Here is a 25,695-nt window from a genome sequence, read left to right as displayed (position 1 = left end):
AACTAAGATTCGAAGGCTAAGATGGGAACAGTTCAAGCAACGCTCTACGAATCCGAGGAAAGCAGCGATCATACCATGATCATGCAGCGGGAGCCGGCACGCTTGAACAATCGACGCAAAGGTGGAATCGAACGGCTATGAATCCAATCCGACTTTCTTCACTCCCGGCATCCAAACGCAAGGTCAGCGATTTCTTGCCCCTCCTATGGATGCTCATGATCCCTTTCCTGAATATTTTCTACGTGCTCCTTAACCGTCCGGGCGAGCAGGTGCATCATCTCGCTACTGCGTTCGACAAGGCACTGCCCGTCGTGCCGGCGTTCGTTCTGCCCTACGTGCTGTGGTATCCCTTCATCGCTCTGACGCTGATCGGCTTGTTTTTTACTAACGCCAGACTGTATTTTAGAACCTTAGGCGCGCTTTGCCTAGGTTTGGTTGCCTGCTATGCGGTCTACTATTGCTTCCAGACGACTGTCGACCGGCCGGAAGTTATCGGTTCGGGGCTATTCCCTTCGCTCATGAAATGGGTGTATGCGAACGATGAGCCGTTCAACTGCTTTCCAAGCATCCACGTGCTGACCAGCTACCTCATGCTCAGAAACGCGATCGCGTTCCGCCGTCCGGTTCGCATCGGCATTCAAGCGATGGCCGTCCTCATCATGGCGTCGACGTTATTCATGAAACAACATGTGATCGCAGATATCGGAGCCGGTATTCTGACTGCCGAACTGACGTATTTCGTATGCGGCTGGATTCAAGTTCGTACGGCCAAGAAGCGTAAAGTTGCAGACTCGGCATCATCATTGACGGCCGCTCCGGCTCCCGTTCGCAAGAAGCGCAAGCGTCAAGCGGGATGAATTTGTTGTATACTAACTACCAGGGAATTATGAAAGCAGCAGGAATCGGGAGTGGGTACTCATGAATCAACGGACCGTATTGGTGGTCGACGACGATCCGGATATCCGCAGGATCATTCATATTTATCTGCGGAACGAAGGGTATCGCGTACTCGAAGCGGAAGATGGCGTGGCAGCCTTGGAAGCTTTGAAGACGGAGCGGGATGCGGTGGATCTTATCATTCTCGATCTGATGATGCCTCGCATGGACGGCCTTACGGCCTGCATGAAGATGCGCGAGGATCTCGATATCCCAATTATTATGCTGACGGCCAAAGGCGAGGATATGGACAAAATCACGGGTCTCACGACGGGGGCCGACGATTACGTGACGAAGCCGTTTAATCCGCTTGAGCTGCTTGCCAGGGTCAAGGCGCAAATGCGGCGAATGAACGCCCTGTCGGCCAAACAAAATGCGCAGTCCGCCATCGCGATACAGGATCTCACCATCGAGATCGATCGGCACCGGGTGACGGTGAATGGCAAGGAAATCGCGCTTACGCCGCTGGAATTTTCCATTCTCGGTCTTCTGGCAAGCAATCGGGGGCAGGTTTTCAGCGCCGACCGCATCTATCAGACCGTCTGGAAGGAACAGACCGGCTATTCCGATAACACGGTGATGGTGCATATCCGAAACCTGCGGGAGAAGCTGGAGACCAATCCGCGCGAGCCGGCCTATATCAAGACGGTATGGGGAGTTGGATACAAACTTGATTAAGTTCAAATTCAACATCCGCACGCAGCTGATCGCGACGATTCTCGTCAGCCTGCTGGCCAGCGTCCTCGTCATCGCGCTCCTTAACGTGGTAACCCGATCGGCGTATAGAGTCAGTTTTACCAGCTATGAATCCAGCAAAGCGCTGGTCGAGGACCGGTTAACCTACCTGAAAGACGAGCTTCCCGGACGAATCAATGGCTATTCGCTGCAAGCGGCGGTAGACGAAGCGAGCGATGGCAAGGTTGACGTGTACGTCGCGGACGAATCGGGCAAAGTACTCTTCCATTCCGCGGAAGCGGTCAAGCAGCAGCTCAGCATCATGGGCTATTATGCCTCCCATTCGGATGAGACCGATGACTACGAGGGGAAGCCGTACGGATTGATCGATGCCGGAGTGTGGCAAGGCAAACAGGTTTTTCTCGTGGCGGAGGGCCGCCTGAAAGGGGAGCCCGGCTATTACATCAAGGAGCAGCCGCTGAAGAACGTCATGCTGTTCCTGCTCGTGTTCGTCGTTTGTTTCTACTGGTTCACCTCCCGCAAGACGCGGAAGATCCAACAGATTAATCGGCTGCTCGGCGAGATCGCGAGCGGAAACCTGAACGTACGCTTAAGCACGCGGGACCGGGACGAGCTCGGCGTCGTATCCAAGAACATCAACGCGATGGCCGAGAGCCTGCAGCGCCAATTGATAAAGGAACGCAAGCTCGAGCAATCCAAAATGGAGCTTATCACCGGGGTATCCCATGATTTGCGCACGCCGCTTACCAGCATCATCGGCTATTTGGATTTGCTCGAGAGCAAGGGGTACCAAGACGAAGCCGAGCATGACCAGTTCGTAAGGAACACGTACAGCAAGACGCTGCAGCTCAAGAAGCTGATCGATGATCTGTTCGAATATACTCGGCTGACTTCAGGCGATAGCGAGCTGAAACGCCAAGCGATCGATATGACGGAGCTGCTCCGCCAGCTCATATCCGAATACGAGCCGATCGCGCTTGATCGCGGCATCGTCATCAAGCGGGAACTGCCAGGGACTAGTCTTCCCGTGGCGGTCGACAGCGAGAAGTTCGTGCGGGCGATCGACAATCTGCTCATGAACGCGATTAAATTTTCGACCGTGCCGGGGAATATCGTCGTGCGCGCGTCATCTATCGGGAATCACGGGCGAATCGCCATTGAAATCGAAAATCAAGGTCAGCCGATCACGATGGAGCAGGAGGAGCATTTGTTCGACCGTTTCTACAAAACCGACTTCGCGCGTGCTTCCGGCGCGCAGAACGACGGATCGGGTCTTGGACTGTCGATTGCAAAGCAGATCGTGGAGCTGCATGGCGGGACGATCGCTCTTCATCACGAGAGTGGCCGTTATACATTCCGCCTTGAGCTGCCGGACGGAGGAGCGCCCGAAGGCAGGGGCATCCAGCTGCCGCCGACCCCATCAAGCAAGTAAGCGGGCAAAGATAAAGCCGGGTTCCTCTACGCGAGGTTCCCGGCTTTATCTCTGATTTAGATCGCATTCGGCACGTCGACGATGGGATCGACGTCCGCTTCGTAATCGACGCCGTCCGTCTCGAAGCCGAACAGCTGGAAAAACTCCGTCCGGTAGCCGGCAAGGTCCGTCAGCTGTTCGATATTCTCGGTCGTGACGGCTGCCCACAGCTTCGCGACTTCGCTCTGCACGTCTTCGCGCAGCTCCCAGTCGTCAATGCGGATGCGGCCTTCGGCGTCGACGGGCACTTCGCCGCCGGCGTAGAGGCGCTCGGAGAACAGACGGTACGTCTGCTCGATGCAGCCTTCGTGAATGCCTTTCTCCTTCATGACCTTGTACAGCGCGGAGATGTACAGCGGCACGACAGGGATCGCGGAGCTGGACTGCGTGACGAGCGCTTTGCTGACCGTGACGAAAGCACGTCCGCCGGCGGCGCCAAGCTGCTCGTTCAGCTGCTTCGCGGTCGCTTCCAAGTGGTCCTTGGCTTGACCGATCGTTCCTTCGCGGTAGATCGGCTGCGTGATCTGCGAACCGATATACGAATACGAGATCGTCGTCGCGCCGTCCGCCAGCGCGCCTCCTGCTTGCAGCGCGTCGATCCACAGCTGCCAGTCGTCGCCGCCCATGACGGCGACCGTTTCTTTCGTTTCCTGCTCGCTGGCGGGGTCGATGGAAATCATGCTCACTTCGCCGGAGTGGAAGTTGACGGTTTTGTTCGTATACGTGCCGCCAAGCGGCTTGAGTACGGAGTTGAACGTCTCGCCCGTGGCCGGATCCGTTCTGCGTGCCGAAGCGACGCTGTAAACCACGAGGTCGACCTGGCCGAGTTCCCGGCGAATCAGTTCGACGGCTTTCTCCTTCGTTTCAGAGGAAAAGGCATCGCCCGTGACGCTGAAGGATTTCAAGCCTGCTTCTTGCGCGGCTTTCTCGAAGGCGGCCGAGTTGTACCAGCCCGCGGAAGCGGTGCGGCCTGGCTTGCCTTCGCTGGCGCGATAGATGCCGACCGTATTGGCGCCTGCGCCGAATGCGGATACGATTCGGGCTGCGAGTCCGTAACCGGCGGATGCGCCGATCACGAGCACGTTGCGCGGGCCCTGCAGAGCCGGACGTTCTTTGACGTAATTCACTTGTTCCTGCACTTGCTGGGCGCAGCCGACAGGATGCGCCGTCGTGCAAATAAAACCGCGTGTTCTAGGTTTAATAATCATGGCTGTGTATTCATTTCCTCTCATGCGAATGTCAGGGGATAAGCTATGTACTCAATGTTACGATAGTACCTTGAATGCGGGCAAACCGCAACCTGACGCGCAAAAAGCCCGCGTTATCGCGGACTTTAATCACGGACGATTAGGAGGGACGCTCCAATTCAAAGGTTTCCCCAAGCTTCGCATAGATGTTGCCGGCCAGACGGCTTACGGGTCGCAGACCCTGGGCATCGACATGGCCCCGTTCATCGTAGATTCGTTCGTCGATATGGAATCGGACGATCCGACCGATCAAGAGATCGCAGGCTGGCGAATCGTCCGTGCCGCCGAGCGTGACGATGCGCTCGACCGTGCACTCCATCCGCACGGCCGTGTCGGCAAGACCAGGAATTCGGACGACATCGCTCGGCGCAAGCGTCAATCCGAAGGCTTCCGCCTCGCTTTCATCCGGGCCGAGATTGGCCGCCGTCCGATTCACGAACGCTAAGTTGCGCTCATCGGCGATTTGGACGACGAATTCGCCAAGAGCTTGCGCGTTGCGGGCCGTATCCTTCATCGCGCCGCTCTTGCGCTGCACGGACACCGAGATCATCGGGGGATTGGACGTCACGATGTTGAAGTAGCTGAACGGCGCCGCATTGACGGTTCCTGACGGAGTCATTGTCGTGACCCACGCGATGGGCCGCGGAATGATGGTGCCCGTCATGAATTTATAGTTGTCCCGCTCGCTTCGGCTGGACGGATCGATGGCAATCATGCGCTTACCTCCCGCAGTCATTATTCAGCGAAAGCCGATTTGAACCATGTCGCCGCTTGATTCACCTCGGTTGAAGACAGCCGATGTCCATTCTGTTCCCAATGCACCGTTACGGAAGCGCCAGCCCCTTGAAGCAGGGACGCCAGCTCCTCCGTTTCGGAAGCCGTGCAGATCGGATCGTTCGTACCGGCGCCGATGAACACGGGCAGTTTCGTCAGATCCGGCAGCGCAAGGTCTCGCAGCGGCACCATCGGATGATGGAGCACGGCGCCTTGAAGCGCATCGGCGTAATGGAACAGCAGGCTTCCCGCGATATTAGCGCCGTTGGAGTAGCCGACCGCGACGATATTGTCGCGGCGGAAGCCATATTTCAAGGCAGCTTCGTCCAGAAATTCATACAGCTCCTTCGTTCTAAAGCGCAAGTCCACTTCATCGAAGATTCCCTCGGCCAGGCGGCGGAAGAAGCGGGGCATTCCGTTCTCCAGCACGTTCCCTCTCACGCTCAGCACGGCGGAAGAGGGGGATAGCAGCTGTGCCAGCGGCAGCAGATCATGCTCGTTGCCGCCGGTACCATGGAGCATCAACAGTACGGGTGCATTCGGATCGGTACCGGGTTGGAAGATATGCTTCATTGTCCGTCAGCCTCCAATACCCGAACCTCGATCGGAAACAGATTTTGCTCGATCAGGTCGCGCTGCGGTTCGTACCACGATGGCAGCATCAATTTGCCGCCGAGCGTTTCGAACGGTTCGTCGCGCTGGAAGCCAGGGGCGTCGGTTGCGATCTCGAACAGGATGCCGCCTTGCTCGCGGAAATAGATCGCGTTGAAATATTGGCGGTCGATGATATCCGTCGCGTGGAAGCCTTGTTCGATGACGTGATCGCGCCATTTGACGTGATCCTCGTAGCTGGCTGCGCGCCAAGCGATATGGTGCACCGTTCCGGCTCCGCCCGCGCCCCAAGGCACCGGTTCGGCATTGATGTCGATGACGTTGCCGATATCGCCGGCAGCGCGGTAACGGACGAGGCCGTTTTCTTCTCCGACTTTCTCGAGGCCCAGGACATCGACCAGCGTGGCTTGGGTTTGCGCCGGTTTCACGCTGTACAGGATGGCGCCGCCGAACCCTTTGATCGCCTGTTCGACCGCAATGCCGCCAAACGACCACTCGCTAAGCGTGCCTTCTTCGCGTTCGACAAGCTCGAGCTGAAGGCCGTCACGGTCTTTGAACTGCAGGTAGGTCTCGCCGAAGCGATGCGTCCGCTCGAAGGCGACGCCGAATGAGGTCAGCCGAGCTTCCCAGAAGGAGAGAGCTCCTGCAGGAATGGCAAAGGTCGTGTAGCCGACTTGACCGCCGCCCACTTTGCCGATTCGAGCGCCTTCGGAAGGAAAGAAGGTCATAACGGTACCGGGTCCGCCGATCTCGTTGCCGAAGTAGAGGTGATAAACGTCCGGCGCGTCGAAGTTGATCGTTTTTTTCACAAGGCGCAGGCCGAGGATGCCTGCATAGAAATCCACGTTGTCCTGCGGGTGGCGAACGAAAGAAGTAATATGGTGAATACCGGCTGTATGATGCGTCATTAGAATTCCCTCCTAGTTTGAGTATGGCCAAGTCAGGCCGCTGCTATCGATTATCTAGCTTATCCATTTTAACGTGCATGCACTGTTCACTTTCGACAACTGAAATGGAATGCCTTCTTAATTCAGCGCGTAATCGCCAGCGCCGATCAGCGCGACGCCGATGACGACAACGAGCAGAACCAGCGGATACTCGTAGCCATTCGCGGTGGACCAAATGCCGTTCTTGCCATGTACCTTGAAGATGGCGCCCAGCATGGCCAGCGCGATCAGCACGGCGCCGACTTCCACGAGCAGTCCGGCTCCGAACAGGAGGCCGCCGACCAATTCCATCAGTCCGGCTGCAACCGCCATGGGAACGCCCGGTTTAATGCCGACCGATTCCAACCAGCCGCCGGTACCCTTCGGTCCGTAACCGCCGAACCAGCCGAACAGCTTCTGCGCGCCGTGTCCGATAAACAACAACCCGATTACCACTCGAATCAAAAGCAATCCCAAATCCATCATTGCAATCATCCTCCATAAAATTAGTTTGGTTTTAATAATCTTAAATTTAAGATATTGGCTAAAAAATAAAGCACTACCGCTTGTATTCGTCTTCTGATCCGGCATGTTCTACATGATACCGCACCTCCGTAATCGATTCGCCAGAAGCATTGTTTTGATTCGTCAGCAACAATTTCGAAATTAATAATCTTAACTTTAAGATAAATATACGCGATCCGTTCCGTATTGTCAACACCCGGTCGTGAAAATATCTCATCCTAATAAAACATCCTAATAAAAGGCCGCTTCCTCAACGGAAGCGGCATGGCGAACTTATTTCTTCTGCACGACCGGCATCATCATGCCGTTGTCCATGCCCATCATGCTGACGCTGCCGTCGCTTTCGGCGCCTTCATATAAGTAAACCTCCGTACCGAATGCAGGCTCGGCATAAGGCAGATGCGTGCGGCCCCTGGCGAGAATTTGGCGGTAGTTGCCGGAATCGCCTTCGTAGCCGTCATGGTCCCACGGCACCCAGGATCGCGCGTTGCAGTAATGGCATACGTACGAACGCCGGTAACGGTCCGTCGTTTTGTTCGGAAAGGAACGATGGAAGAGATGCGAGTGGAAGAACAGCACGTCGCCAGCCTGGAGTGGTACCGAGATCGGCGCGGGATATTTGGCGACGACGCGCGACAGCGTGTTCACTTCGTCGTCGAGATGGCTGACGTTCTGCACGCCGTCCAGGTTGGAGAAAGCGTCGAGCGCATGCACGTTGCCGCCGCCGATTTCCTTAGGCGGATAGACGGGCTCGTGGTTGGAGCCCGGCACGACCCAAAGGCAACCATTCTCCTCGTCCGCATCCTCCAGCGCGATCCATGCGCCAACCAATGTATCGGGATGCGTCTTGATGTAGCAGGAATCCTGATGCCAGCCTTGGCCGCCGCGGCCGGGCGGGTTGAGGAACATCATCGATTGCACGGCGTAGACGTCCGGTCCGATGAGCGCTTCCGTGACGTCGAGGATGCGGGGATGCAGCATGCCGCGTTCTCCGGCCGGCTCGACGCGGGACAGCATATGGACACGCGTTGCCGCTTTGAATTCTTCTTTCAACGGATCGGAAGAGCCGGGGACGTAAGACTGCACGAGACTTTCGGCTTTCAGCCGCGTCTCTTCCGCGAGCGCGTACAGCTCGGCGATGTCTTCTTTTGACAATAGTCCTCTCACGATCAAATAGCCGTTGCGTTGATAGTGCACGTAGTCCTCGACGCTGACCAGATAGCGGTCTTCATGCGAGCGAGACTTAGGCGTATAGAAGGTTGCCATATGATATCCTGCCTCCAGTGAAGTGTGATCTTGCTTCTATATTGCCTCATCTGAGGGAGCGGTTTCAATGGAAGAAAGGCGATAATCGATGTCTTTATTTGATAGGGGCGTTAACAAGGATATGTCGATTCGCAAACGTCCGTCCGGGGTCTACCTCAACGGCCGCATGGCGGAATATCGGTTCTTTGCAGCGCTCCAAATATTCGGTTGCCGTGATGCCGCGGATCCGTTTGTATATTTTTGAGAAATGATGCTCATCCCCGAAGCCGCATTGGTACGCGATCTGCTTCACCGATCGACTGCCCAGCAGCATGAACTCTTCGGCGAGGCGCAGCCTGCGCTCCAGCAGCAGGCGTTTGGGGGAGATGCCGACCGCGGCGACGAAGATGCGGGTGAAATGCTCATGCGACCAGCCTGCATGCCTGGCGACCTGCTCGATCGTGATCGGCTCCGTCAAATGTTCTTCTATATAAGTAATGCCGCGCGAGACTTGGACGGGATAGCTCTCGGACGCGAATTCCGGCGTATTGTCGGCGTAGGCGGCGAGCTCCTCCATGGCAGCGGCCACGAGCGAGGACAATCGCTGCTTCCAATGATGGGACTGATAGCCCGCCACGACGATGATCTGCTGCATCAACGCGGCGACCAGGCTGCTGTGCCTTGCGGGGATGATATGGAAGCTTTGCTGCAGCAGAGCGGCGAATCGCTCGTCCCGGCGCCGCAGCGGTTCATAATCGAAATGAACGAACAGATGGCGGGTATTGCGTTCCCGGTCGAACAAATACTGGTGGCTTTCCTGCGGGCGCGTGAATACGAAGCAGGGCGAATCGAGAACATGCGGCGCGCCCCCCCATTCATACACGGTTCCGGTACCCTCGGGAAAATATACAAGCTCGTAATCGTCAATCTCGCGAATCCCCAGCTTCGAGCCCTTGCTTACGATAATGTCGCCAACAGCATGGACATAAGGCCATTGGTCCTGCTCCAGACTCATGAAGTCGCACTTCCTTCCCCGGCATGCCGCGGGCAGAGACCGTCTAATCCGTCAACCCGCTTTGAGTCTATTATGGCAAGAAGGCCGGCATGGACGCAACCAGGAACTGTACCCTAGGACCCGTCCGAACAGAGCAAAGGCGCTGTTGGGCAAATCGAGGGAAGATGCGCGCGAATGAAAGGAGAACGCTTTATTTTCAGGTTGAAATTGTCTGGGTGGCGAGCTATAGTAAAGAAAGAAGGTTTACTATACAGAAGTTGGTTTTGTATATAAAACTACAAACCGGCATTAGCGAGGCGATGGAGTGTCAGAGGAGCGCAAATACTGGGTCCCCGCGCTGGAGAAAGCCGATAAAGTGCTTGCGGTTCTTGCTGAAGAACCCGCCAAGTATAAGCTGATCGAGCTGTCCAAGCGGCTGGATATCAACAAGAGCTCGATGTTTTCGCTGCTGAACACGATGGAAACGCTCCAGTGGGTAAGGCGCGAGGAAGGCGATACGTATTCGCTCGGCCACGCTTTCGCGGCGTACGGCTCGTCGTATGCGAAGAGCTACGACCTCAGCCGTTCGTTTCAGGTCGAGGCGGCGACTGCCCGGGATCGGCTGCAGGAAACCATTCAGCTGGCCAAGCTGGAGGGCAATCAAGTGCGTTACTTAGGCAAGCTGGAGGCGGTATCGCCGGTTCGGCTTCAGTCGGAGCCCGGCATGCTGCTGCCCGCGCATGCGACCGCTCTCGGCAAAGCGATGCTCGCACAGCTGACGGACGATGAGTTGAAGCTTCTATATCCCGAGCAAGCGCTTCCGCCATTAACGCCGCATACGATTGCTACGCGCGAAGCGTTGTTTCGGCAATTGCATGAGATTCGGGAGCAAGGCTATGCCGAAGACGACCAGGAATCGGTCATGGGCTTCCGCTGCATCGCAGCCGTGATCCGCGGAGGGGAAGGGCAGGCCGCGACCGCGGTCAGCTGTTCCATGCTGCTGCATCAATGGGATGCGAAGGGCGAAGAGGCAAGAACGGAGATGCAGGCGCTTGCAAGGCGGCTCTCCGCACAGCGTTCATAATCGGAAGAGGAGATGAAGACAATGCGGTTACAAGACAAAGTCATTTTGATTACAGGTTCGGGTTCAGGGATCGGCAAGGCTACGGCGCTGCTATTCGCAAGCGAAGGCGCGAAGCTAATCATCAACGATCTGTCCGAGCAGCACGGCACGGACACGGTGAAGGAAATCGAGGCGGCCGGCGGCGAAGCGACCTTCATTCGCGCCGACGTTACGAATCCCGAGGAAGTATCCGCCATGGTCGATCAAATCATCGCGAAATACGGCGTTATCGACGTCTTGTTCAACAATGCCGGCATCAGCGGCGTAGGCGTGCTGCACGAGATCGAGCCGGAAACGTGGGATCGTGTCATCAACGTTAATATCCGGGGCGTGTTCCTACCTAGCAAATACGTCATTCCGCATATGATGAAAGCCGGCAAAGGCTCCATCATCAACATGTCGTCCTGCATCGCCGAGATCGGCCTTGCCAACCGCGCCTCGTACGCCGCTACGAAGGGCGCCGTGCTTGCGCTGACCAAATCGATGCAAGTCGATTACGCGCCGTACAAAATCCGCGTCAACGCGCTGCTTCCGGGTACGATCATGACGCCATTCGTGGAGAACTACCTGAAGACATCCTACAGCAACAAAGAAGAAGCGATTGCCGGTCTGCAGAAGCGTCAGCTGAGCGGAGATCTCGGCTTGCCGGAAGATGTCGCGAAGGCAGCCTTGTTCCTGGCTTCCGACGAGTCGTCGTTCGTCATGGGCGCGCCGCTTTACGTGGACGGCGGCGTTGTATTCGGCAAGAACGCATAACGAATTAACTTAAGCTGCTTGCACTTATTTTTCATTTATATAAGGAGGAATAACGAAATGAAATTGATCAGCATATCCAAACAAGGCCGGAACGCGCTGGGCGTCGTAACGGAGAACGGCGTTATCGATGTCGAGCAGGCGCTGGCGGCAGAAGCTTCCCGGGCAAGCGCAGAGGTGCCGTCCGATGTCATGGCGGTCATCGAGGGCGGCGAGCAAGCGCTAGCGTCGCTGCGCGGATTTATCGCTTCGCTGCCTGAAGGGGGCAATGAAGCCTATGTAGTGAGCGAGGAAGAGATCGAGTGGGGACCGTGCGTAACGGCGCCGAACAAAATCATCTGCGTCGGACTTAACTACCGCAAGCATGCGGAAGAGACGAATGCGCCGATCCCGCAATTCCCGATTCTGTTCAATAAATTCAACAACACGCTGACGGGTCATCTGAAGGAGATCGCCGTTCCGAAAGTGACGCAGAAGCTGGACTATGAAGCCGAGCTTGTCATCGTTATCGGCAAAACGGCGAAGTATGTGTCCAAGGAAGACGCGCTCGGCCATGTATTCGGTTATTGCGCGGTCAACGACTTGTCCGCGCGCGACCTGCAGCTGCGCACGCAGCAATGGCTGCTCGGCAAGTCCTGCGACGACTTCAGCCCGCTCGGACCTTATCTCGTGACGGCGGACGAGGTCGGCAATCCGAACGACCTGACCATCAAGGCAATCGTGAACGGCGAGACGCGCCAAAACTCCAATACGTCGGATATGATTTTCCGCTGCGACGAGATCGTCAGCTACATTTCGCAGCATATGACGCTCGTGCCGGGCGACGTTATCCTGACAGGCACGCCGGAAGGCGTCGTGCTGGGACTGCCGGAGGATCAACAGGTGTACCTGCAGCCGGGCGACGAAGTTACGATCGAAATCGAGAAGCTGGGCAAGCTGACGAACCGTTTCGTCAAGGATCCGGCTTAAGCGAGAAGACACGCGCCCGCCGTTCATTGGAGCTCAATGGGCGGCGGGCGTTTCTGCGTTGGCTTGCGGCCGAATCGACGCGAGCATCAAAGTCAGCATCAAAATCATAAAATCGAAGAGGTGCTTGGAATGAGTCGAACAATCGATGCCCATCAGCATTACTGGAAGCTTGACCGGGGAGACTACGGCTGGCTGACGCCGGAAGGCGGACCCGTGCTTTACCGGGATTACGGCCCGCAGGACCTGGAGCCGGATTTGGAGCGCGCCGGGGTTCGGCAGACGATCGTCGTGCAGGCGGCTGCCACCCATGCGGAAACCGACTACATGCTGCAGCTGGCAGACCAAGCGGATTCGATCGCTGGCGTTGTCGGCTGGCTTGATTTTCATGATCCGGGATGGAAGACGGTGCTGGAGAAGTTCCGCGCCCATCCCAAATTCGTCGGCGTTCGGATCATGATTCAAGAAATGAAGGATGCGTCCGAGGTGCTGGAGCCGGAGAGCTTGGAGGCGCTTCGCTATCTGGCCGAGATCGGCCAGCCCGTCGATCTGCTCATGCATTCCAAGCAGCTGCCGGAGACGATTCAACTTCTGAAGCAGATACCGAATCTGCATGCGGTTATCGACCATATCGGCAAGCCGCAGATCGGACAAGGGATCTTCGAGCCGTGGGCCAGCCAAATCAAGGAGCTTGCCGCAAGCCATCCCGGACTCTATTGCAAGCTGTCCGGCATGCTGACGGAAGCCGATCACGATTCCTGGGAGCCGGAGCAGTTTACCGCGTACGTGCGGCATGTCGTGGAATGCTTCGGCACCGAGCGCGTCATGTTCGGGAGCGACTGGCCGGTCTGCCTTCTGGCAGGCAGCTACGCGGACGTCCGCGAGGTGCTGAAGTCAGCGCTCCCGGAAGGGTTGACCGAGAAGCAGCTTGCGGCAGTGTACGGCGACAATGCCGCTGCCTTTTACAAGCTTCCGGTTAATTAACCATACCAAACAAACAGCGGCGGACTAAGACTTGAACATCAGTCTTAGTCTGCCGCTGTCTTTGTTGCGCCAACGTTCCCCGTTTGCTCAATATACAACTAGAGGATAACCCGTTATTTTTCCCAAAGCTCGACCAGCCGGCCATCGGGATCTTCAATCCAAACGAACGATCCATATTCGCTTGTCTCTGCTGGCTTGGCAATAGGTACGCCAATCCGTTCAAGATGCTGAATCGTCTCGTTCAAATCATGGACTTCGAAATTCAACATCACTTGCTGCTCCGCAGGGAAATAAGCGTCATGCTCGGCAAAGAAAGAAAAGATCGTCTCGTTTCCCGCTTGGGGTTTGATCATCGTCCCATTCCATTCTCCGATTTCGATCTTCAGCACTTCGCTGTACCATTTCTTCGTGGCTTCAAGATTCTTCGTTCTCCAAAATATACCGCCGAATCCTTTTATCATCGTTTCAAACTCCTGTCATTAAATGTTGGCTATCCGATAACAGTAGATATTCGATATCAGAAATTAAGATCCTTTTTCAATTAGACTGCCAGTTGGCGGTGTCGCCAATCCGGACTCATTTATTTTTTGGGGCTCCGATTCAATTTCTCCTACAACCCCCGCGGCAGCTTCGGGGCAATCGCCGCGTTAGAATAATCAAGCGCGCCAAGACAAAATCTTTTCCTATCGTTTACATCTCCAGACCGTTGACAGCAAGCATTCGATCTCGTATAGTCGAAACAGACTATACGATGCAAAATCGTTTCGAAGGGGATTAAGACTCATGGCCAATCGAAGAATACACAATATGCTGGCTCTTGCCGTCTTATCGCTGCTCAACGAGAAACCGATGCATCCGTATGAGATATCCGCCACGATGAAGCAGCGCGGCATTCCGGATGTCATCAAGCTGAACAACGGCTCGCTTTATTCTGTTGTGGAGGCTTTGCTGAAGCAGGGGTGGATCGTGGAGCTCGAGACGCAGCGGGAAGGAAGACATCCGGAGCGGACGATTTACGCGCCGACGGATGCGGGAAAGGCGGGATTCATGGATTGGCTCCGCGAGCTGATTTACGAGCCGGTCAAGGAGTACGCCCATTTTCCGGCAGCCTTGGCGTTCATCGGGCATATCTCGCCCGCGGAGACGTACGAACTGCTCGAGCAGCGGATCGGATTCATCCGGAAGTCGATCGCGGAGCGGCAGGCCGGCATCGACTTGGCGCGCGGGGAAGGGCTGTCGCGTATTTTCGTGATCGAGGCGGAGTATATCGTCCATCAGCTGCATGCGGAGCTGGAGTGGCTGCTAACGTTCAAGGACGATATCAAGAATGGCAGTTTGACGGAGCAATTGAACGGGGAGACAGCCTGGCATATGACGGTGCCTCCCGACGAGGAGCTGCATCGGTGACACGGCAATTCGGTTATTGGCAACTCGGGTGTTCTGTTCGGCAACGTCAACTTGGCCATTCGGTAATCGAGAAAGTAACAGGAGGGAATAACAAAGCATGAGCGCACAACGTAACAAAGTCGGTATCGTAGTTGCCGGCCTTCTGCTTGGCATTCTGATGGCATCCATGGATAATACGATCGTTGCGACCGCAATGGGTACCATCGTCGGCGAGCTTGGCGGCATGGACAAATTCGTATGGGTCACGTCGGCCTACATGGTAGCCGAGATGGCGGGCATGCCGATCTTCGGCAAGCTATCCGACATGTACGGACGCAAGAAGTTTTTTATATTTGGATTATTAATGTTCATGCTGGGATCCATTCTCTGCGGTACGGCCAACTCCATCGTGGAGTTGAGCATCTATCGCGCGGTTCAAGGCATCGGGGGCGGCGCGCTCGTGCCGATCGCGTTCACCATCATGTTCGACGCCGTACCCGCGGAGAGCCGCGGCAAGCTGGGCGGCCTGTTCGGTGCCGTATTCGGCTTATCGAGCATCTTCGGACCGCTGCTCGGCGCGTATATTACGGATTACATCCAATGGGAATGGATTTTCTACATTAACCTGCCTCTTGGCCTGATCGCTTTCGTCATGATCGCATTCTTCTATAAAGAATCGGTGGAGCACAGCAAGCAGCGCATCGACTGGGGCGGCGCGGTTACGCTCGTCGGCGCGGTCGTCTGCCTGATGTTCGCGCTGGAGCTCGGCGGCAAAGATTATGCCTGGGATTCCGGCGTTATCCTAAGCCTGTTCGGCGGCTTCGCGCTTCTGGTGATCGCATTTATCTTGATCGAACGGGTCGTGGGCGAGCCGATCATCAAATTCAGCATGTTCCGTAATCGGTTGTACTCGTCCAGCAACGCGATCGCAATGTTCAGCGGCGCGGCCTTCGTAACGGCTTCCGTCTATATTCCGATCTATATTCAAGGCGTGTTCGGCGGCAAATCCACGGACTCCGGCCTCGTGCTGCTGCCGATGATGGTCGGTTCCGTCGTGACGGCTACCATGGGCGGCGCCCTGATGATGAAGACGTCGTTCCGTTCCCTGATGGTTCCGACGCTGGCCTTGCTGACGGTCGGCAATATTCTGCTCACGACGCTGGGCGTGGAATCGCATCGTTATACGGTCATCATCTTCATGGTTCTGATCGGACTTGGCATCGGGGCTTCCTTCTCCGTGCTGAGCAACGCGGCGATCTTCTCGTTCTCTCCGCAGGAGCGGGGCACGGCAAGCGCGACGTTGAACTTCCTGCGCTCGCTCGGCATGACGATCGGCATTACGGTATTCGGCATTATTCAAAGTCATACGATGATGAACAAGTTCTCGACGTTGTTCACGGCGGATGAGAAAAGCCAGCTTCCACAGGACGTGAATTTGAGCGATCCTCGCGCGATTCTGGCGCCTGAGCTCCGAAAACATATTCCTGCCGAGATTCTCGACAAAATCACGAACGGGTTGTCGTACTCGATCACGCATACGTTCGCATGGGCGATCATTCCATCCGCGCTGGCACTGTTCTTCGCCTTCTTCATGGGCCGCAAGAAGCTGAGCGACATGGAACATGCGGAATCGACGCCTTCTACCCATTAATATCGGGCACGTCTCGGACATCTTCTCCAAGGTGCCGCGAATGCGCCATTTAAGTCCGGTGACCCAAGCCTCGCGCTTGGCGCTGGGCTTTTTTTGTGCTTATACCATGAGCTGAATGTACCGCTTCCGGCTGCGAATTATCGCGAATTCTCGTTTGAGGGGGTCGAAATCCAGACTTTCGTACCGAATTTATGAGCCGTTGCGACCAATTGTTAATAATTTCTACACAATAGATTAACGGCCACTTAACAATACATGGTAAACGATTAACGATCGCTTAACAAAGTTTCCCTATAATCGGTCTTGTACATATAAACGACGCAGAAAACCAAACCATTTCAGAAGGGTGATCACAGTCAAATGTCCATGAAAAAAACGCTTATGATTTCCGCGCTCGCAGTCGCGCTCAGCACGTCCGCAATCGGCATCGCATCGGCCGCAACGCCGCAGCAAGCTACCGCAACGGTTCCGTTTAACGTGATGGTCAACGATTCTTCCATCCAGGTTCGCTCGATCCAAGCTAACGGAACGACGCTGGTATCGCTGCGCGACCTCGGTTCCGCGACCGGCGCCATGTTCGTCGTCAACGTGAAATCCGGCGTAACGGCTTACATCCATGGCCACTCCATCGAGCTTCATGCCGGTTCAGCGGCAGCGCTGGTAGACGGCGAGCAAGTAGACCTGCAGCAAGCGGTCGTAAGCGTTAATGGTTCTTACTATATCTCGGTCGAGGACTTCGTTGGCGCCTTCGGCGTAGACGGCGCGACGGACGATGCGGGCCTAGTATGGATCGACTCGGTTGAGCGCATCCATGCGGACAGCATCAGCTGGATCAACGCCGGTCAATTGCTCGCTTCGGCGCTGTCCGACGAAGGACGCACGGACTACATCGTCGACGCGAAGACGAGCGCCTTCACGAAAGTGCTGAGCTCCGATTCCGCTTCCGAGTTGTCGGTATCGCCGGACGGCAAGAAAGCCGCTTACACGGACGACGACGGCGCAGTCTACGTCATCGACTTGACGAGCAAAAGCTTCACGAGCCAAACCGTAACGGCCGACAATTCGATCAAGCCCGAGCTGGTATGGTCCGCGGACAGCAGCGCGATCTACTTCCTGCAAAGCGACAAAGGAACGGTCATCCAGAAGCTGAACGTCGCCGACGGCAAGCTGACGCAAGTGCTGAGCGACAAGGTTGATTACAAATCCAACCTGAGCGTTTCGACGGACGGCACGAAATTCTTCTATGTCGTATCGAAACCGGGCGCGGTTACGGCCGATGCCACTAAGCCTGTAGACGCGGACGACGTGGCGATCGACACGACGGGCACGGAGCCGCAAATCTACTTCTACGACGCTTCGGTGAAGGACTCGGCGGCAGGCACGAAGCTGACGGCTTCGACCGACGACAAAATCTTCGTCGGCGCGGCAGCTGACGGCAGCAAAGCGTTCTACATCAGCGTGGTTGATGGCCAGCCTTCTTCCCTGGTCGCGGTAGCGAAGGACAAAACGATCACGAAGCTGATCGGCGATAAAGACGTGCTGCAAGCCGCATTCGCAGGCGACAAAATCTATGCCCTGACCGACGCGGGCGAGCAAACGGCCCTTTACGAAGTCGATACGGTAGCCGGTACATCCAAGCTGATCGGCAACCTTGAAGGCAACGTAAGCGAAGTCGTAGCGGCTCCTGGCGCGCCTGTAGCAGTCGTAGTCGACGACATGACCTATGTAGTAGACGGCGATTCCCTGATGAAAGTTACGAACTAATACATTCGATTCGACAAAACGAGAGGAGATTTAACTATCTATGAAAACGAAATGGTTTAGAAATCTTGGCTTGGCCGTTATGGCACTTTCCCTTACATTCGGCAGCGTATCCGCTGTCAGCGCATCGAGCAAACTGAGCGGACGCATCGTCATCAACGGATCTTCGGCACTGCTCCCGCTGACGCTGCAGGCTGCCAACGAATTCAAGAAGCTGAATCCGAAGGTTAAAATTTCCGCATCCGCTGCAGGCTCCGTAACGGGCCCGCAATCCGTGCGCAAAGGCATCGCCGACATCGGCGCTTGCGACTGGGATGCTTCCACGGCCGTACCGGGCTTCGCCGCCTTTACGGGTCAAGTGGCCAACAAAGTAGCCGTTATTCCTTTCGCGGCCGTTACGAGCAGCGACGTCGGCGTATCCAGCCTGACGAACAGCCAACTGTCCGGAATCTTCTCCGGCAAAATCACGAACTGGAAAGAAGTCGGCGGCAAGGATTCGGACATCGTCGTCGTCAACCGCGCATTCGGTTCCGGCACGCGCGTTAACTTCCAAATCAAAGCATTGAACGGCACGGACTTCATGACAAAAGGCAAATACTACAAAGAAGTGAAATCGAGCGGCGACATGAAGACGGCGATCGAGACGACGCCGGGCGCAATCGGCTACATCGACCTTGTCTACGTATCGGGCAGCAAAATGAAGGCCGTCAGCATCAACAACGTTGCTCCTACGGAAGCTAACGTCATCAACGGCACGTACAAAGTATGGTCGTACGGCTACTACATGACAAAAGGTCAACCGACTGGCGCCGTTAAAGCGTTCATCGACTACGTGCAAAGCTCGAAGTTCCAAAACGGTTCCCTGAAAAAACTCAAATTCATTCCGCTTGCGGCAATGAAGAAATAAGCAGTAACAACCGAAGGCGTCACTCAGGTACGTCGTAGGAACACGTGAAGCCAGCTTCTGCAACTGGGCGGGAAGCTGGCTTTTCTTTATGAAATGAGAGGAGAAGAGATGGATATGAGTATGATGGAAGTGCCGAATCCCGGTACCGTTTACTCAGGCGAAGAACTTGGCCGAAGCTTGGAGGGTTCGTCCGGCAAAGCATTCAGCCGCAGAGCGCGGCTGGCGTTCTATAACCGCACGTTCAAAATCGTATGTATCGCAAGCGCAGTATTCGTATGCTTGATTTTGTTCTCGATTCTTTTCTTGATGGGGCGGACCGGCATGTTGACGTTCGAGACCGTGTCCTTGAAAACCTTCTTTTTCTCGACCGAATGGGTGCCGGAAAACGAACAGTACGGCGCATTTATCTTTATTTTCGGCACGATCGCTCTTACCCTGCTGACGATGGCCATCTCGGTGCCGTTGTCCTTGATTATTGCAATTTTCCTATCGGAAATGACGCCCGCTTGGCTGAAAAACGCGCTGCGTCCCATTCTTGACCTGCTCGTCGGCATTCCTTCCGTCGTCTATGGCTTCCTTGGCATGACGGTGCTGATCCCGATGCTGCGGTCGGTTACGGGAACCAACCTGGGCGATGGTATATTAGCTGCCGCAATCGTATTGACCATCATGGTGCTGCCGACGATCAGCCGTATTACGGACGATTCCATCGTTGCCGTACCGAAGAAATTCCGTGACGCTTCTTATGCGCTCGGCTCGACCCGCTTCCAGACCGTCGTACGTGTCGTCATTCCTGCGGCTAAGAGCGGGATCATGTACGCCGTCATTCTTGGCATGGCCCGCGCGCTCGGCGAAACGATGGCGGTCGTCATGGTCATCGGCAATACGCCGCAGCTGGCGGATGCGCTGTTCAAGCCGACGTCCGTACTGACGAGCAATATCGTCATGCAAATCCCGAACGTACCGTTCGATTCCGCGTGGAACTATGCGCTGTATATGATGGGCTTTATCCTGCTCGTCATTTCACTGATCATGATCGTTGCCGTGAGGGCGATTCAAGGCAGAGGAGCGAAATCATGAGCGAAGTCAAACCAGCCGCAGTCGCGGCCAGCCATCCATTTGCCGCGCGCAGAAGCATGAATCAGCTGACGAATAAACTGTTTACGGGCATCGTTTGGCTCGTTGGCATTTGCACGATCCTCTTCATTATCGCGCTGCTCTATACGATTCTCCAGAAGGGGCTGCCTCAGCTGGACTGGGGCTTCCTATACGGCGAACCGAGCGAGATCGAGGAAGGCGGCGGGATCGGCCCCGTGCTGTTCAACTCGTTCTACGTCCTCTTTATCTCGCTGATCATCTCGATTCCGCTTGGCATGGCGTCCGGCATCTATCTGGCCGAGTTTGCGCCGGCGAATAAATTTATCGCCTTTATCCGGATTTGCGTCGAAGGGCTGGCTTCCGTGCCGTCTATTATCTTTGGCCTGTTCGGGATCGTCTTATTCGTCGAATCGCTCGATCTGGGACTTACGGTCATCGGCGCGGCGATAAGCTTGGCGTTCTTGAACCTGCCCGTGCTTACCCGCGTGACGGAGGAAGCGATTCGCTCCGTTCCGCAGGAGATGAAGCAGGCTTCGTTCGCCCTTGGCAGCACGCATCTGCAGACGATCCGGCGCGTTTTGATTCCGGTTGCCTTGAACGGCATTATTACGGGGATTTGTTTGGTGGCAGGGCGCGCATTCGGCGAGAGCGCCGTTATTATTCTGACCGGCGGGGTAACGTCCTCGGGCGTCATGTGGGATTTCAATCCGCTTGATCCGGGCGCGACGCTGGCCGTGCATCTCTGGTACGTGCAATCCGAGGCGATCGTTCCCGATGCGCGGCTTATCGCGGAGAAATCCGCAGCCGTGCTCGTCTTTATCGTCCTGATGATCAATATTGTCTTCCGGGTACCGCTGTGGCTGAATGCGCGCAAAATGCGGTAAGACAGGATATATGCGACAAAATACCTTAAAATTAACACTCGTCTTACATTTTACGACAGCAGCGATAATGCTCTGGTCCTATAGTTAAGCAAGATCATTGCTTGAGAGAGGGAGTGCGGGGCATGGGCGTAGCTGTTGTGGAATCGAAAGAGGTTGTATCCGGAGGCTTGTTGTCGGAGTCGGCTGCACGAATGACTGATCACGAACTCATGATGCCATTTATTCGCAAAACGCCGTTTATCGCGGCATCCCGAACTTGCGAAGAAATCATCGGACTGTTCGCGGCCGCGTCGGATCATGAATGCGTCGTCGTCTGCGACGGTCATGAACGCCCGCTGGGGCTCGTCATGAAGAACCGGCTCACGATTATCCAGACTCACCGTTTCGGCAGAGAGATCTATTACGGACGATCCATTACGAAGCTCATGGATAAACAGCCGCTCACTGTCGAGTTCGATATCTCGCCGCAGGAGCTGCTCGACCGCGCGCTGGGCCGGGAGGACCGGACGCTTTACGATTGCGTCGTCGTGACGGAAGGCGGACGCTGCATCGGGATTCTAACCATGTCCGACCTGCTGAAGCTGTCCCGGCTGCTGCAGCAGCGGACGGTTCAGTCGCAGCTCGCGATGATTCAAGGCGCGCAGACGATGATTTCGGATATCGACCGCTCGGTGCTAGAGGTGCACGAAGCGTCGGCCAAGGGCGAGGCGATGTCGAAGACGATGCTCGATTTGACGCTCAAGGGGAAGAACGAGCTGGATAAAGTATCCGCGGCGATCCAAAGCATGTCGCAGCGTACGAACATACAGGAGCAGCAGATCGGCGAGCTGCATGAGCGGGCCGGCTCGATCGGAACCGTGTCGCGGCTGATTCGCGAGCTGGCGGACCGCTGCAACCTGCTGGCGGTCAATGCGACGATCGAGGCGGCACGCGCCGGCGAGCACGGCAGAGGCTTCGCGGTCGTGGCAAGCGAGGTCAGGCTGCTGGCGACGCAGACCAAGTCGTCCGCGGACGATATTAACCGGCTGATCGGATCCATTCTGAGCGCGGTCAAGGAAACGGTGCAGCTGGTCGGTCTTGGCCGCGCCGAAGCCAACGCCAGCCAGGGTTATGTCCAGGAAGCGGCAGATGTCTTCCAGCAGCTGTTCCATGCCGCTGCCGACAACAGCGGCAGCGTGACGGAGATCGGCAAGCTGTCGGACGAGGCCTACGATCGGGCGCAGCGCGTGACCGAGAGCATGGAGTCGCTAATGCGCGAGATGCAGGGAATTCGCTAATTTTAATATTCCGTTTACAAAACAATCATATTCGAATGACAAATGGAAGCTACTATTGGGTGTGTAGCAAGAAGAAAGAGCTGGCTGAGCCAATCGGCAAAAGCAGCGAAAACGGAATCAATCCACCGATATGGAGGAAAAGCCATGCAATCCATCGCTTCGCAAACCTTAATCGACATTCATAAATTAAATCTGTATTACGGCAACTTCCAAGCGCTCAAGAACGTGACGATGGATATTCCGGAGAAGGCGATCACGGCCTTCATCGGTCCGTCCGGCTGCGGCAAATCGACGCTGCTGCGGACGCTTAACCGCATGAACGACATGATTCCGAACACGCGGATCGAAGGCAAGATCACGATCGGCGGCGCGGATATTTATTCCAAGGAAGTCGACGTGGAGACGCTGCGCAAGAAAGTCGGCATGGTGTTCCAGCAGCCGAATCCGTTTCCGAAATCGATCTACGACAACGTGGCATATGGCCCTCGCCTGCACGGTATCCGCAGCAAGCAGAAGCTGGACGAGATCGTCGAGACAAGCCTTCGCTCCGCCGTTCTATGGGATGAAGTGAAGGATTACCTGAAACGTTCCGCGCTCAGCTTATCCGGCGGCCAGCAGCAGCGGCTGTGTATCGCGCGCGCGATTGCCGTTAACCCCGACGTTCTGCTTATGGATGAAGCGACATCCGCGCTCGATCCGATCTCGACACTCAAGATCGAGGAACTGGCGCAGGAGCTGAAGGATAAATACACGATCGTCATGGTGACGCACAACATGCATCAGGCGGCGCGCGTATCGAACCAAACCGTCTTCTTCCTAAACGGGGAAGTGGTCGAGTTCTCCGATACGGAGAAGTTGTTCTCCAATCCGCGCGACCAGCGTACGGAGGATTATATTAGCGGACGATTCGGTTAAGGTGATTGGTTTGCGTTCAGGTGATCGGATTGCGTTCAGGTGATTGGTTTGCATTCTCCGACGAACGTCGGAGAATGCAGCATTCACCAGCAACTTCGAGTAGTCGGAGAATGCAGCATTCACCAGCAACTTCGAGTAGTCGGAGAACGCAGCATTCACCAGCATCTTCGAGTAGTCGGAGAACGCAGCATTCACCAGCATCTTCGAGTAGTCGGAGAACGCAGCATTCACCAGCATCTTCGAGTAGTCGGAGACGGAAACCATTAGGAGAGGGAGAGCGGACTAGCCATGATGACGAGACGGAAAGAGTTCGATCACGGACTGGAAGAACTGAACGAGCTGATCGTGGAAATGGGGCGGCGCGTCGAAACGGCGATCGAGCAGGCGATGACGGCGCTCGAAACGATCGATGCGGTCGAAGCAAGACGCATCGTGAAGGAAGATAAAGAGCTCAACAAAATCGAGGAGAAAATCTCCGAGCTCGGCGCGACGCTGATTGCGACGCAGCAGCCGGTGGCAAAGGACTTGCGCCGCATTCTTGTCGCGTTCAAAATCGCCAGCGATCTGGAGCGGATGGGCGATCTCGCCGTCGACGTCGCCAAGGTCGTCATTCGCCTGGAAGGCCAATCGCTGATCAAGCCGTTGATCGACCTGCCGCGCATGTCGCAAATCGTGCAAATGATGACGTATGAATCGATCCAGTCGTTCGTGCAGGAAAACGTGAACATGGCCTACAAGATGGCGAAGGACGATGATCTCGTCGATGCGCTGTATTCTCAGATCACCCGCGAGCTGTTCACGCTGATGATGGAGAATCCGAAGACGATTTCCCAAGCGAACCTGCTGAGCTTCGTCGGCCGTTACATCGAACGCTTCGCCGACCATGCGACCAACATCGGGGAATCCGTCGTTTATCTCGTCACGGGCGTGAGACCGGATTTGAACTCTTAGTTCCTACGGCTCGTTGCATCGAGAGAAGCAGTCGAACCAATAGCCGAGTAAAACTTTCGCGTGAAGTTCATTCACTAAAGATGCTGGATTCGGCGCAGTGGCATGATATACTTGGAACAGACGAAGAACGTCCTTCCTTGCCGGTAACCGGCGGAAGGACGTTTTTTTATGTCCTGATCCAAGGAGGAATGAAAATGATCAATCTTAGATTTGAAGCTGCCTACGAACAGTTTATCGCTCGGCATTCGGAGACACGATCCGGAGAACGGCGAGGCCGACTCATCCGCGGCCATCGGCATGCGGAGAAATTGCTGCTCGAGCAGGTGTGGTGGCCGCTATTCGGCACTTTCGAGCATCTGCACCCGGAATACGAAGTAATGGACTGGAATCGCAAATCGCAATTCCTCGACTTCGCATACCTGCCGCCAACCGGGCAATTCGGCATCGAGTGCGACGGTTTTCAGAGCCATGTGAAAGACATGGATCGCGAACGCTTCAGTTACTCGCTGAATCGGGACACCTACCTGACCGGCATCGGATGGAGAATGATACATTTCTCCTTCGATGATATTCAGCAGCGCCCTGAAATCTGCCGCATGCTTCTCCAACTCGCCATCGGTCCTCATGCGCTGCGAATGGCCCCCGCATTAGAAGCATCGCTATCCCCGCTGGAAAGAGAGGTGCTCCGCATGGCTTGCAACATGACAGTGCCTATTCGAACCTGTGACGTCTCGGATCGTTTCAAGCTCACCTTTCGAGCAGCGCGTAAAACCTTGGTAAGATTATCGGAGCTCGGACTGCTCTCGCCACTTGCCAAAGAGACGTATGTGACCGGCTTTCGGGTGAATGAACAGGCGAGCAACTACTTGTAACGGTTATATAAAACGTGCGAAGAACCACCGAAAACTGTCTAAGTTCAAAAGTTGCGAAACAGCAGCTTTTCCGGCCGAACCGGCTCCGACGGCTGCCTAAAGCTGCGAAATAGCAGCTTTTCCGGCCGAACTGGTTCAGGCGAGCGCCGAAAGCTGCGAAATAGCAGCTTTTCCAGCCGAATCGGCTCCGGCGGCTGCCCAAAGCTGCGAAATAGCAGCTTTTCCGGCCAAGCCAGCTTCGGCGAGTGCCCAAAGCTGCGAAACAGCAGCTTTTCCGGCCAAACCGGCTCCGGCGGCTGCCTAAAGCTGCGAAACGGCAGCTTTTCCGGCCGAACCGGCTCCGGCGAGTACCCAAAGCTGCGAAATAGCAGCTTTTCCAGCCGAATCGGCTCCGGAGGATGCCCAAAGCTGCGAAACAGCAGCTTTTCCGGTCGAGCCGGCTCCGGCAGGTGCTCAAAGCTGCGAAACAGCAGCTTTTCCGGCCTAACCGGTTCAGGCGAGCGCCGAAAGCTGCGAAATAGCAGCTTTTCCAGCCGAATCGGCTCCGGCGGCTGCCTAAAGCTGCGAAACAACAGCTTTTCCGGCCGAATCGGCTCCGGCGAGTGCCTAAAGCTGCGAAACAGCAGCTTTTCTGGGCCTAGAATAGAAAGTGGACACCTCTTAAGAGAAAGTGAATAATAACTTCAACAGGAGGTGTTCACATGGGTGAACAACGGAAAAGATTCAACGAAGAGTTTAAAA

At 55.7% G+C, this 25,695-nt stretch carries 26 protein-coding genes; 17 read left to right on the top strand and 9 right to left on the bottom strand.

Annotated features, from left to right (window positions below; all coding sequences use genetic code 11):
- Positions 1-137 precede the first annotated feature (137 nt).
- From AC0YNU_RS32240 to AC0YNU_RS32230, 3 genes are all read left to right on the top strand, one after another.
- Positions 138-857: a phosphatase PAP2 family protein gene (locus tag AC0YNU_RS32240; protein ID WP_475764017.1), complete on the top strand. Its 720-nt coding sequence runs from the start codon at positions 138-140 to the stop codon at positions 855-857.
- 61 nt (positions 858-918) lie between these two features.
- The gene (locus AC0YNU_RS32235; protein WP_475764015.1) at positions 919-1,614 is read left to right on the top strand and encodes a response regulator transcription factor; all 696 of its coding nucleotides are present in this window, start codon (positions 919-921) and stop codon (positions 1,612-1,614) included.
- Positions 1,607-3,064: a HAMP domain-containing sensor histidine kinase gene (locus AC0YNU_RS32230; protein WP_475764013.1), complete on the top strand. Its 1,458-nt coding sequence runs from the start codon at positions 1,607-1,609 to the stop codon at positions 3,062-3,064. The genes AC0YNU_RS32235 and AC0YNU_RS32230 overlap by 8 nt, the downstream gene beginning before the upstream one ends.
- 56 nt (positions 3,065-3,120) lie before the next feature.
- On the opposite strand, the gene fabV is transcribed toward AC0YNU_RS32230, so the two are convergent.
- From fabV to AC0YNU_RS32195, 7 genes are all read right to left on the bottom strand, one after another.
- Positions 3,121-4,311, bottom strand: a complete 1,191-nt coding sequence (fabV, locus tag AC0YNU_RS32225; protein WP_475764011.1) for an enoyl-ACP reductase FabV — start codon at positions 4,309-4,311, stop codon at positions 3,121-3,123.
- Positions 4,312-4,450: 139 nt separating this feature from the next.
- Complete coding sequence (locus AC0YNU_RS32220; RefSeq protein ID WP_475764009.1) at positions 4,451-5,065, bottom strand: flavin reductase family protein; 615 nt, start codon at positions 5,063-5,065, stop codon at positions 4,451-4,453.
- Between the two features lie 20 nt (positions 5,066-5,085).
- Positions 5,086-5,697, bottom strand: a complete 612-nt coding sequence (locus AC0YNU_RS32215) for an alpha/beta hydrolase (RefSeq protein WP_475764007.1) — start codon at positions 5,695-5,697, stop codon at positions 5,086-5,088.
- Positions 5,694-6,644, bottom strand: a complete 951-nt coding sequence (locus tag AC0YNU_RS32210; protein ID WP_475764005.1) for a ring-cleaving dioxygenase — start codon at positions 6,642-6,644, stop codon at positions 5,694-5,696. Before AC0YNU_RS32210 ends, AC0YNU_RS32215 begins: the two co-directional genes overlap by 4 nt.
- A 117-nt stretch (positions 6,645-6,761) precedes the next feature.
- Positions 6,762-7,148 (bottom strand): DoxX family protein, encoded by a 387-nt coding sequence (locus AC0YNU_RS32205; protein ID WP_475764003.1) that lies wholly within the window; start codon positions 7,146-7,148, stop codon positions 6,762-6,764.
- A 312-nt stretch (positions 7,149-7,460) separates the two neighbouring features.
- The gene (locus AC0YNU_RS32200) at positions 7,461-8,453 is read right to left on the bottom strand and encodes a phytanoyl-CoA dioxygenase family protein (protein WP_475764001.1); all 993 of its coding nucleotides are present in this window, start codon (positions 8,451-8,453) and stop codon (positions 7,461-7,463) included.
- Positions 8,454-8,547: 94 nt separating this feature from the next.
- The gene (locus tag AC0YNU_RS32195) at positions 8,548-9,447 is read right to left on the bottom strand and encodes a helix-turn-helix domain-containing protein (RefSeq protein ID WP_475763999.1); all 900 of its coding nucleotides are present in this window, start codon (positions 9,445-9,447) and stop codon (positions 8,548-8,550) included.
- Positions 9,448-9,751: 304 nt separating this feature from the next.
- On the opposite strand from AC0YNU_RS32195, the gene AC0YNU_RS32190 reads away from it, so the two are divergent.
- The 4 genes from AC0YNU_RS32190 to AC0YNU_RS32175 all read left to right on the top strand — a co-directional run bounded on the left by AC0YNU_RS32190 (position 9,752) and on the right by AC0YNU_RS32175 (position 13,252).
- Positions 9,752-10,510: an IclR family transcriptional regulator gene (locus tag AC0YNU_RS32190; protein WP_475763996.1), complete on the top strand. Its 759-nt coding sequence runs from the start codon at positions 9,752-9,754 to the stop codon at positions 10,508-10,510.
- A 21-nt stretch (positions 10,511-10,531) separates the two neighbouring features.
- Positions 10,532-11,305 (top strand): SDR family NAD(P)-dependent oxidoreductase, encoded by a 774-nt coding sequence (locus tag AC0YNU_RS32185; RefSeq protein WP_475763994.1) that lies wholly within the window; start codon positions 10,532-10,534, stop codon positions 11,303-11,305.
- Positions 11,306-11,362: 57 nt separating this feature from the next.
- Positions 11,363-12,271 carry a fumarylacetoacetate hydrolase family protein gene (locus AC0YNU_RS32180; protein ID WP_475763992.1) on the top strand — a complete coding sequence of 303 codons (909 nt, stop codon included), beginning with the start codon at positions 11,363-11,365 and terminating at the stop codon, positions 12,269-12,271.
- A 129-nt stretch (positions 12,272-12,400) separates the two neighbouring features.
- The gene (locus tag AC0YNU_RS32175) at positions 12,401-13,252 is read left to right on the top strand and encodes an amidohydrolase family protein (protein ID WP_475763990.1); all 852 of its coding nucleotides are present in this window, start codon (positions 12,401-12,403) and stop codon (positions 13,250-13,252) included.
- 113 nt (positions 13,253-13,365) lie between these two features.
- Here AC0YNU_RS32175 and AC0YNU_RS32170 read toward each other — a convergent pair whose 3' ends face one another.
- Entirely contained in the window at positions 13,366-13,713 is a 348-nt protein-coding gene (locus tag AC0YNU_RS32170) for a VOC family protein (protein WP_475763988.1), read from the bottom strand.
- A gap of 322 nt (positions 13,714-14,035) precedes the next feature.
- Between AC0YNU_RS32170 and AC0YNU_RS32165 the strand changes: the two genes are divergently transcribed.
- The 10 genes from AC0YNU_RS32165 to AC0YNU_RS32120 all read left to right on the top strand — a co-directional run bounded on the left by AC0YNU_RS32165 (position 14,036) and on the right by AC0YNU_RS32120 (position 24,954).
- On the top strand, positions 14,036-14,659 hold the full coding sequence (locus tag AC0YNU_RS32165) for a PadR family transcriptional regulator (RefSeq protein ID WP_475763986.1): 624 nt from the start codon (positions 14,036-14,038) through the stop codon (positions 14,657-14,659).
- 97 nt (positions 14,660-14,756) lie between these two features.
- The gene (locus AC0YNU_RS32160; RefSeq protein ID WP_475763985.1) at positions 14,757-16,289 is read left to right on the top strand and encodes an MDR family MFS transporter; all 1,533 of its coding nucleotides are present in this window, start codon (positions 14,757-14,759) and stop codon (positions 16,287-16,289) included.
- Between the two features lie 360 nt (positions 16,290-16,649).
- Positions 16,650-18,053, top strand: coding sequence for a stalk domain-containing protein (locus AC0YNU_RS32155; RefSeq protein WP_475763983.1), 1,404 nt, complete (start codon positions 16,650-16,652; stop codon positions 18,051-18,053).
- A 40-nt stretch (positions 18,054-18,093) separates the two neighbouring features.
- Positions 18,094-18,957, top strand: coding sequence for a phosphate ABC transporter substrate-binding protein (locus AC0YNU_RS32150; RefSeq protein ID WP_475763981.1), 864 nt, complete (start codon positions 18,094-18,096; stop codon positions 18,955-18,957).
- A gap of 114 nt (positions 18,958-19,071) precedes the next feature.
- A complete protein-coding gene (pstC, locus tag AC0YNU_RS32145) occupies positions 19,072-20,037 on the top strand; it encodes a phosphate ABC transporter permease subunit PstC (protein ID WP_475763979.1) in 966 nt (321 codons plus the stop codon).
- Complete coding sequence (gene pstA / locus AC0YNU_RS32140) at positions 20,034-20,939, top strand: phosphate ABC transporter permease PstA (protein WP_475763977.1); 906 nt, start codon at positions 20,034-20,036, stop codon at positions 20,937-20,939. The genes pstC and pstA overlap by 4 nt, the downstream gene beginning before the upstream one ends.
- 122 nt (positions 20,940-21,061) lie before the next feature.
- Positions 21,062-22,216 (top strand): methyl-accepting chemotaxis protein, encoded by a 1,155-nt coding sequence (locus AC0YNU_RS32135; protein WP_475763975.1) that lies wholly within the window; start codon positions 21,062-21,064, stop codon positions 22,214-22,216.
- Between the two features lie 144 nt (positions 22,217-22,360).
- Positions 22,361-23,131: a phosphate ABC transporter ATP-binding protein PstB gene (gene pstB / locus AC0YNU_RS32130; protein WP_475763973.1), complete on the top strand. Its 771-nt coding sequence runs from the start codon at positions 22,361-22,363 to the stop codon at positions 23,129-23,131.
- A 291-nt stretch (positions 23,132-23,422) separates the two neighbouring features.
- The gene (gene phoU / locus AC0YNU_RS32125) at positions 23,423-24,082 is read left to right on the top strand and encodes a phosphate signaling complex protein PhoU (protein WP_475764076.1); all 660 of its coding nucleotides are present in this window, start codon (positions 23,423-23,425) and stop codon (positions 24,080-24,082) included.
- Between the two features lie 80 nt (positions 24,083-24,162).
- Positions 24,163-24,954 carry a hypothetical protein gene (locus tag AC0YNU_RS32120; protein WP_475763971.1) on the top strand — a complete coding sequence of 264 codons (792 nt, stop codon included), beginning with the start codon at positions 24,163-24,165 and terminating at the stop codon, positions 24,952-24,954.
- 44 nt (positions 24,955-24,998) lie between these two features.
- On the opposite strand, the gene AC0YNU_RS32115 is transcribed toward AC0YNU_RS32120, so the two are convergent.
- Entirely contained in the window at positions 24,999-25,526 is a 528-nt protein-coding gene (locus AC0YNU_RS32115; RefSeq protein WP_475763969.1) for a hypothetical protein, read from the bottom strand.
- Between the last annotated feature and the right edge of the window lie 169 nt (positions 25,527-25,695).

The sequence above is a fragment of the Paenibacillus sp. J31P316 genome (assembly GCF_056269105.1).
The sequence above is the reverse complement of the archived record's forward strand: the minus strand, read 5'-3'. Positions and strand labels throughout refer to the sequence as shown.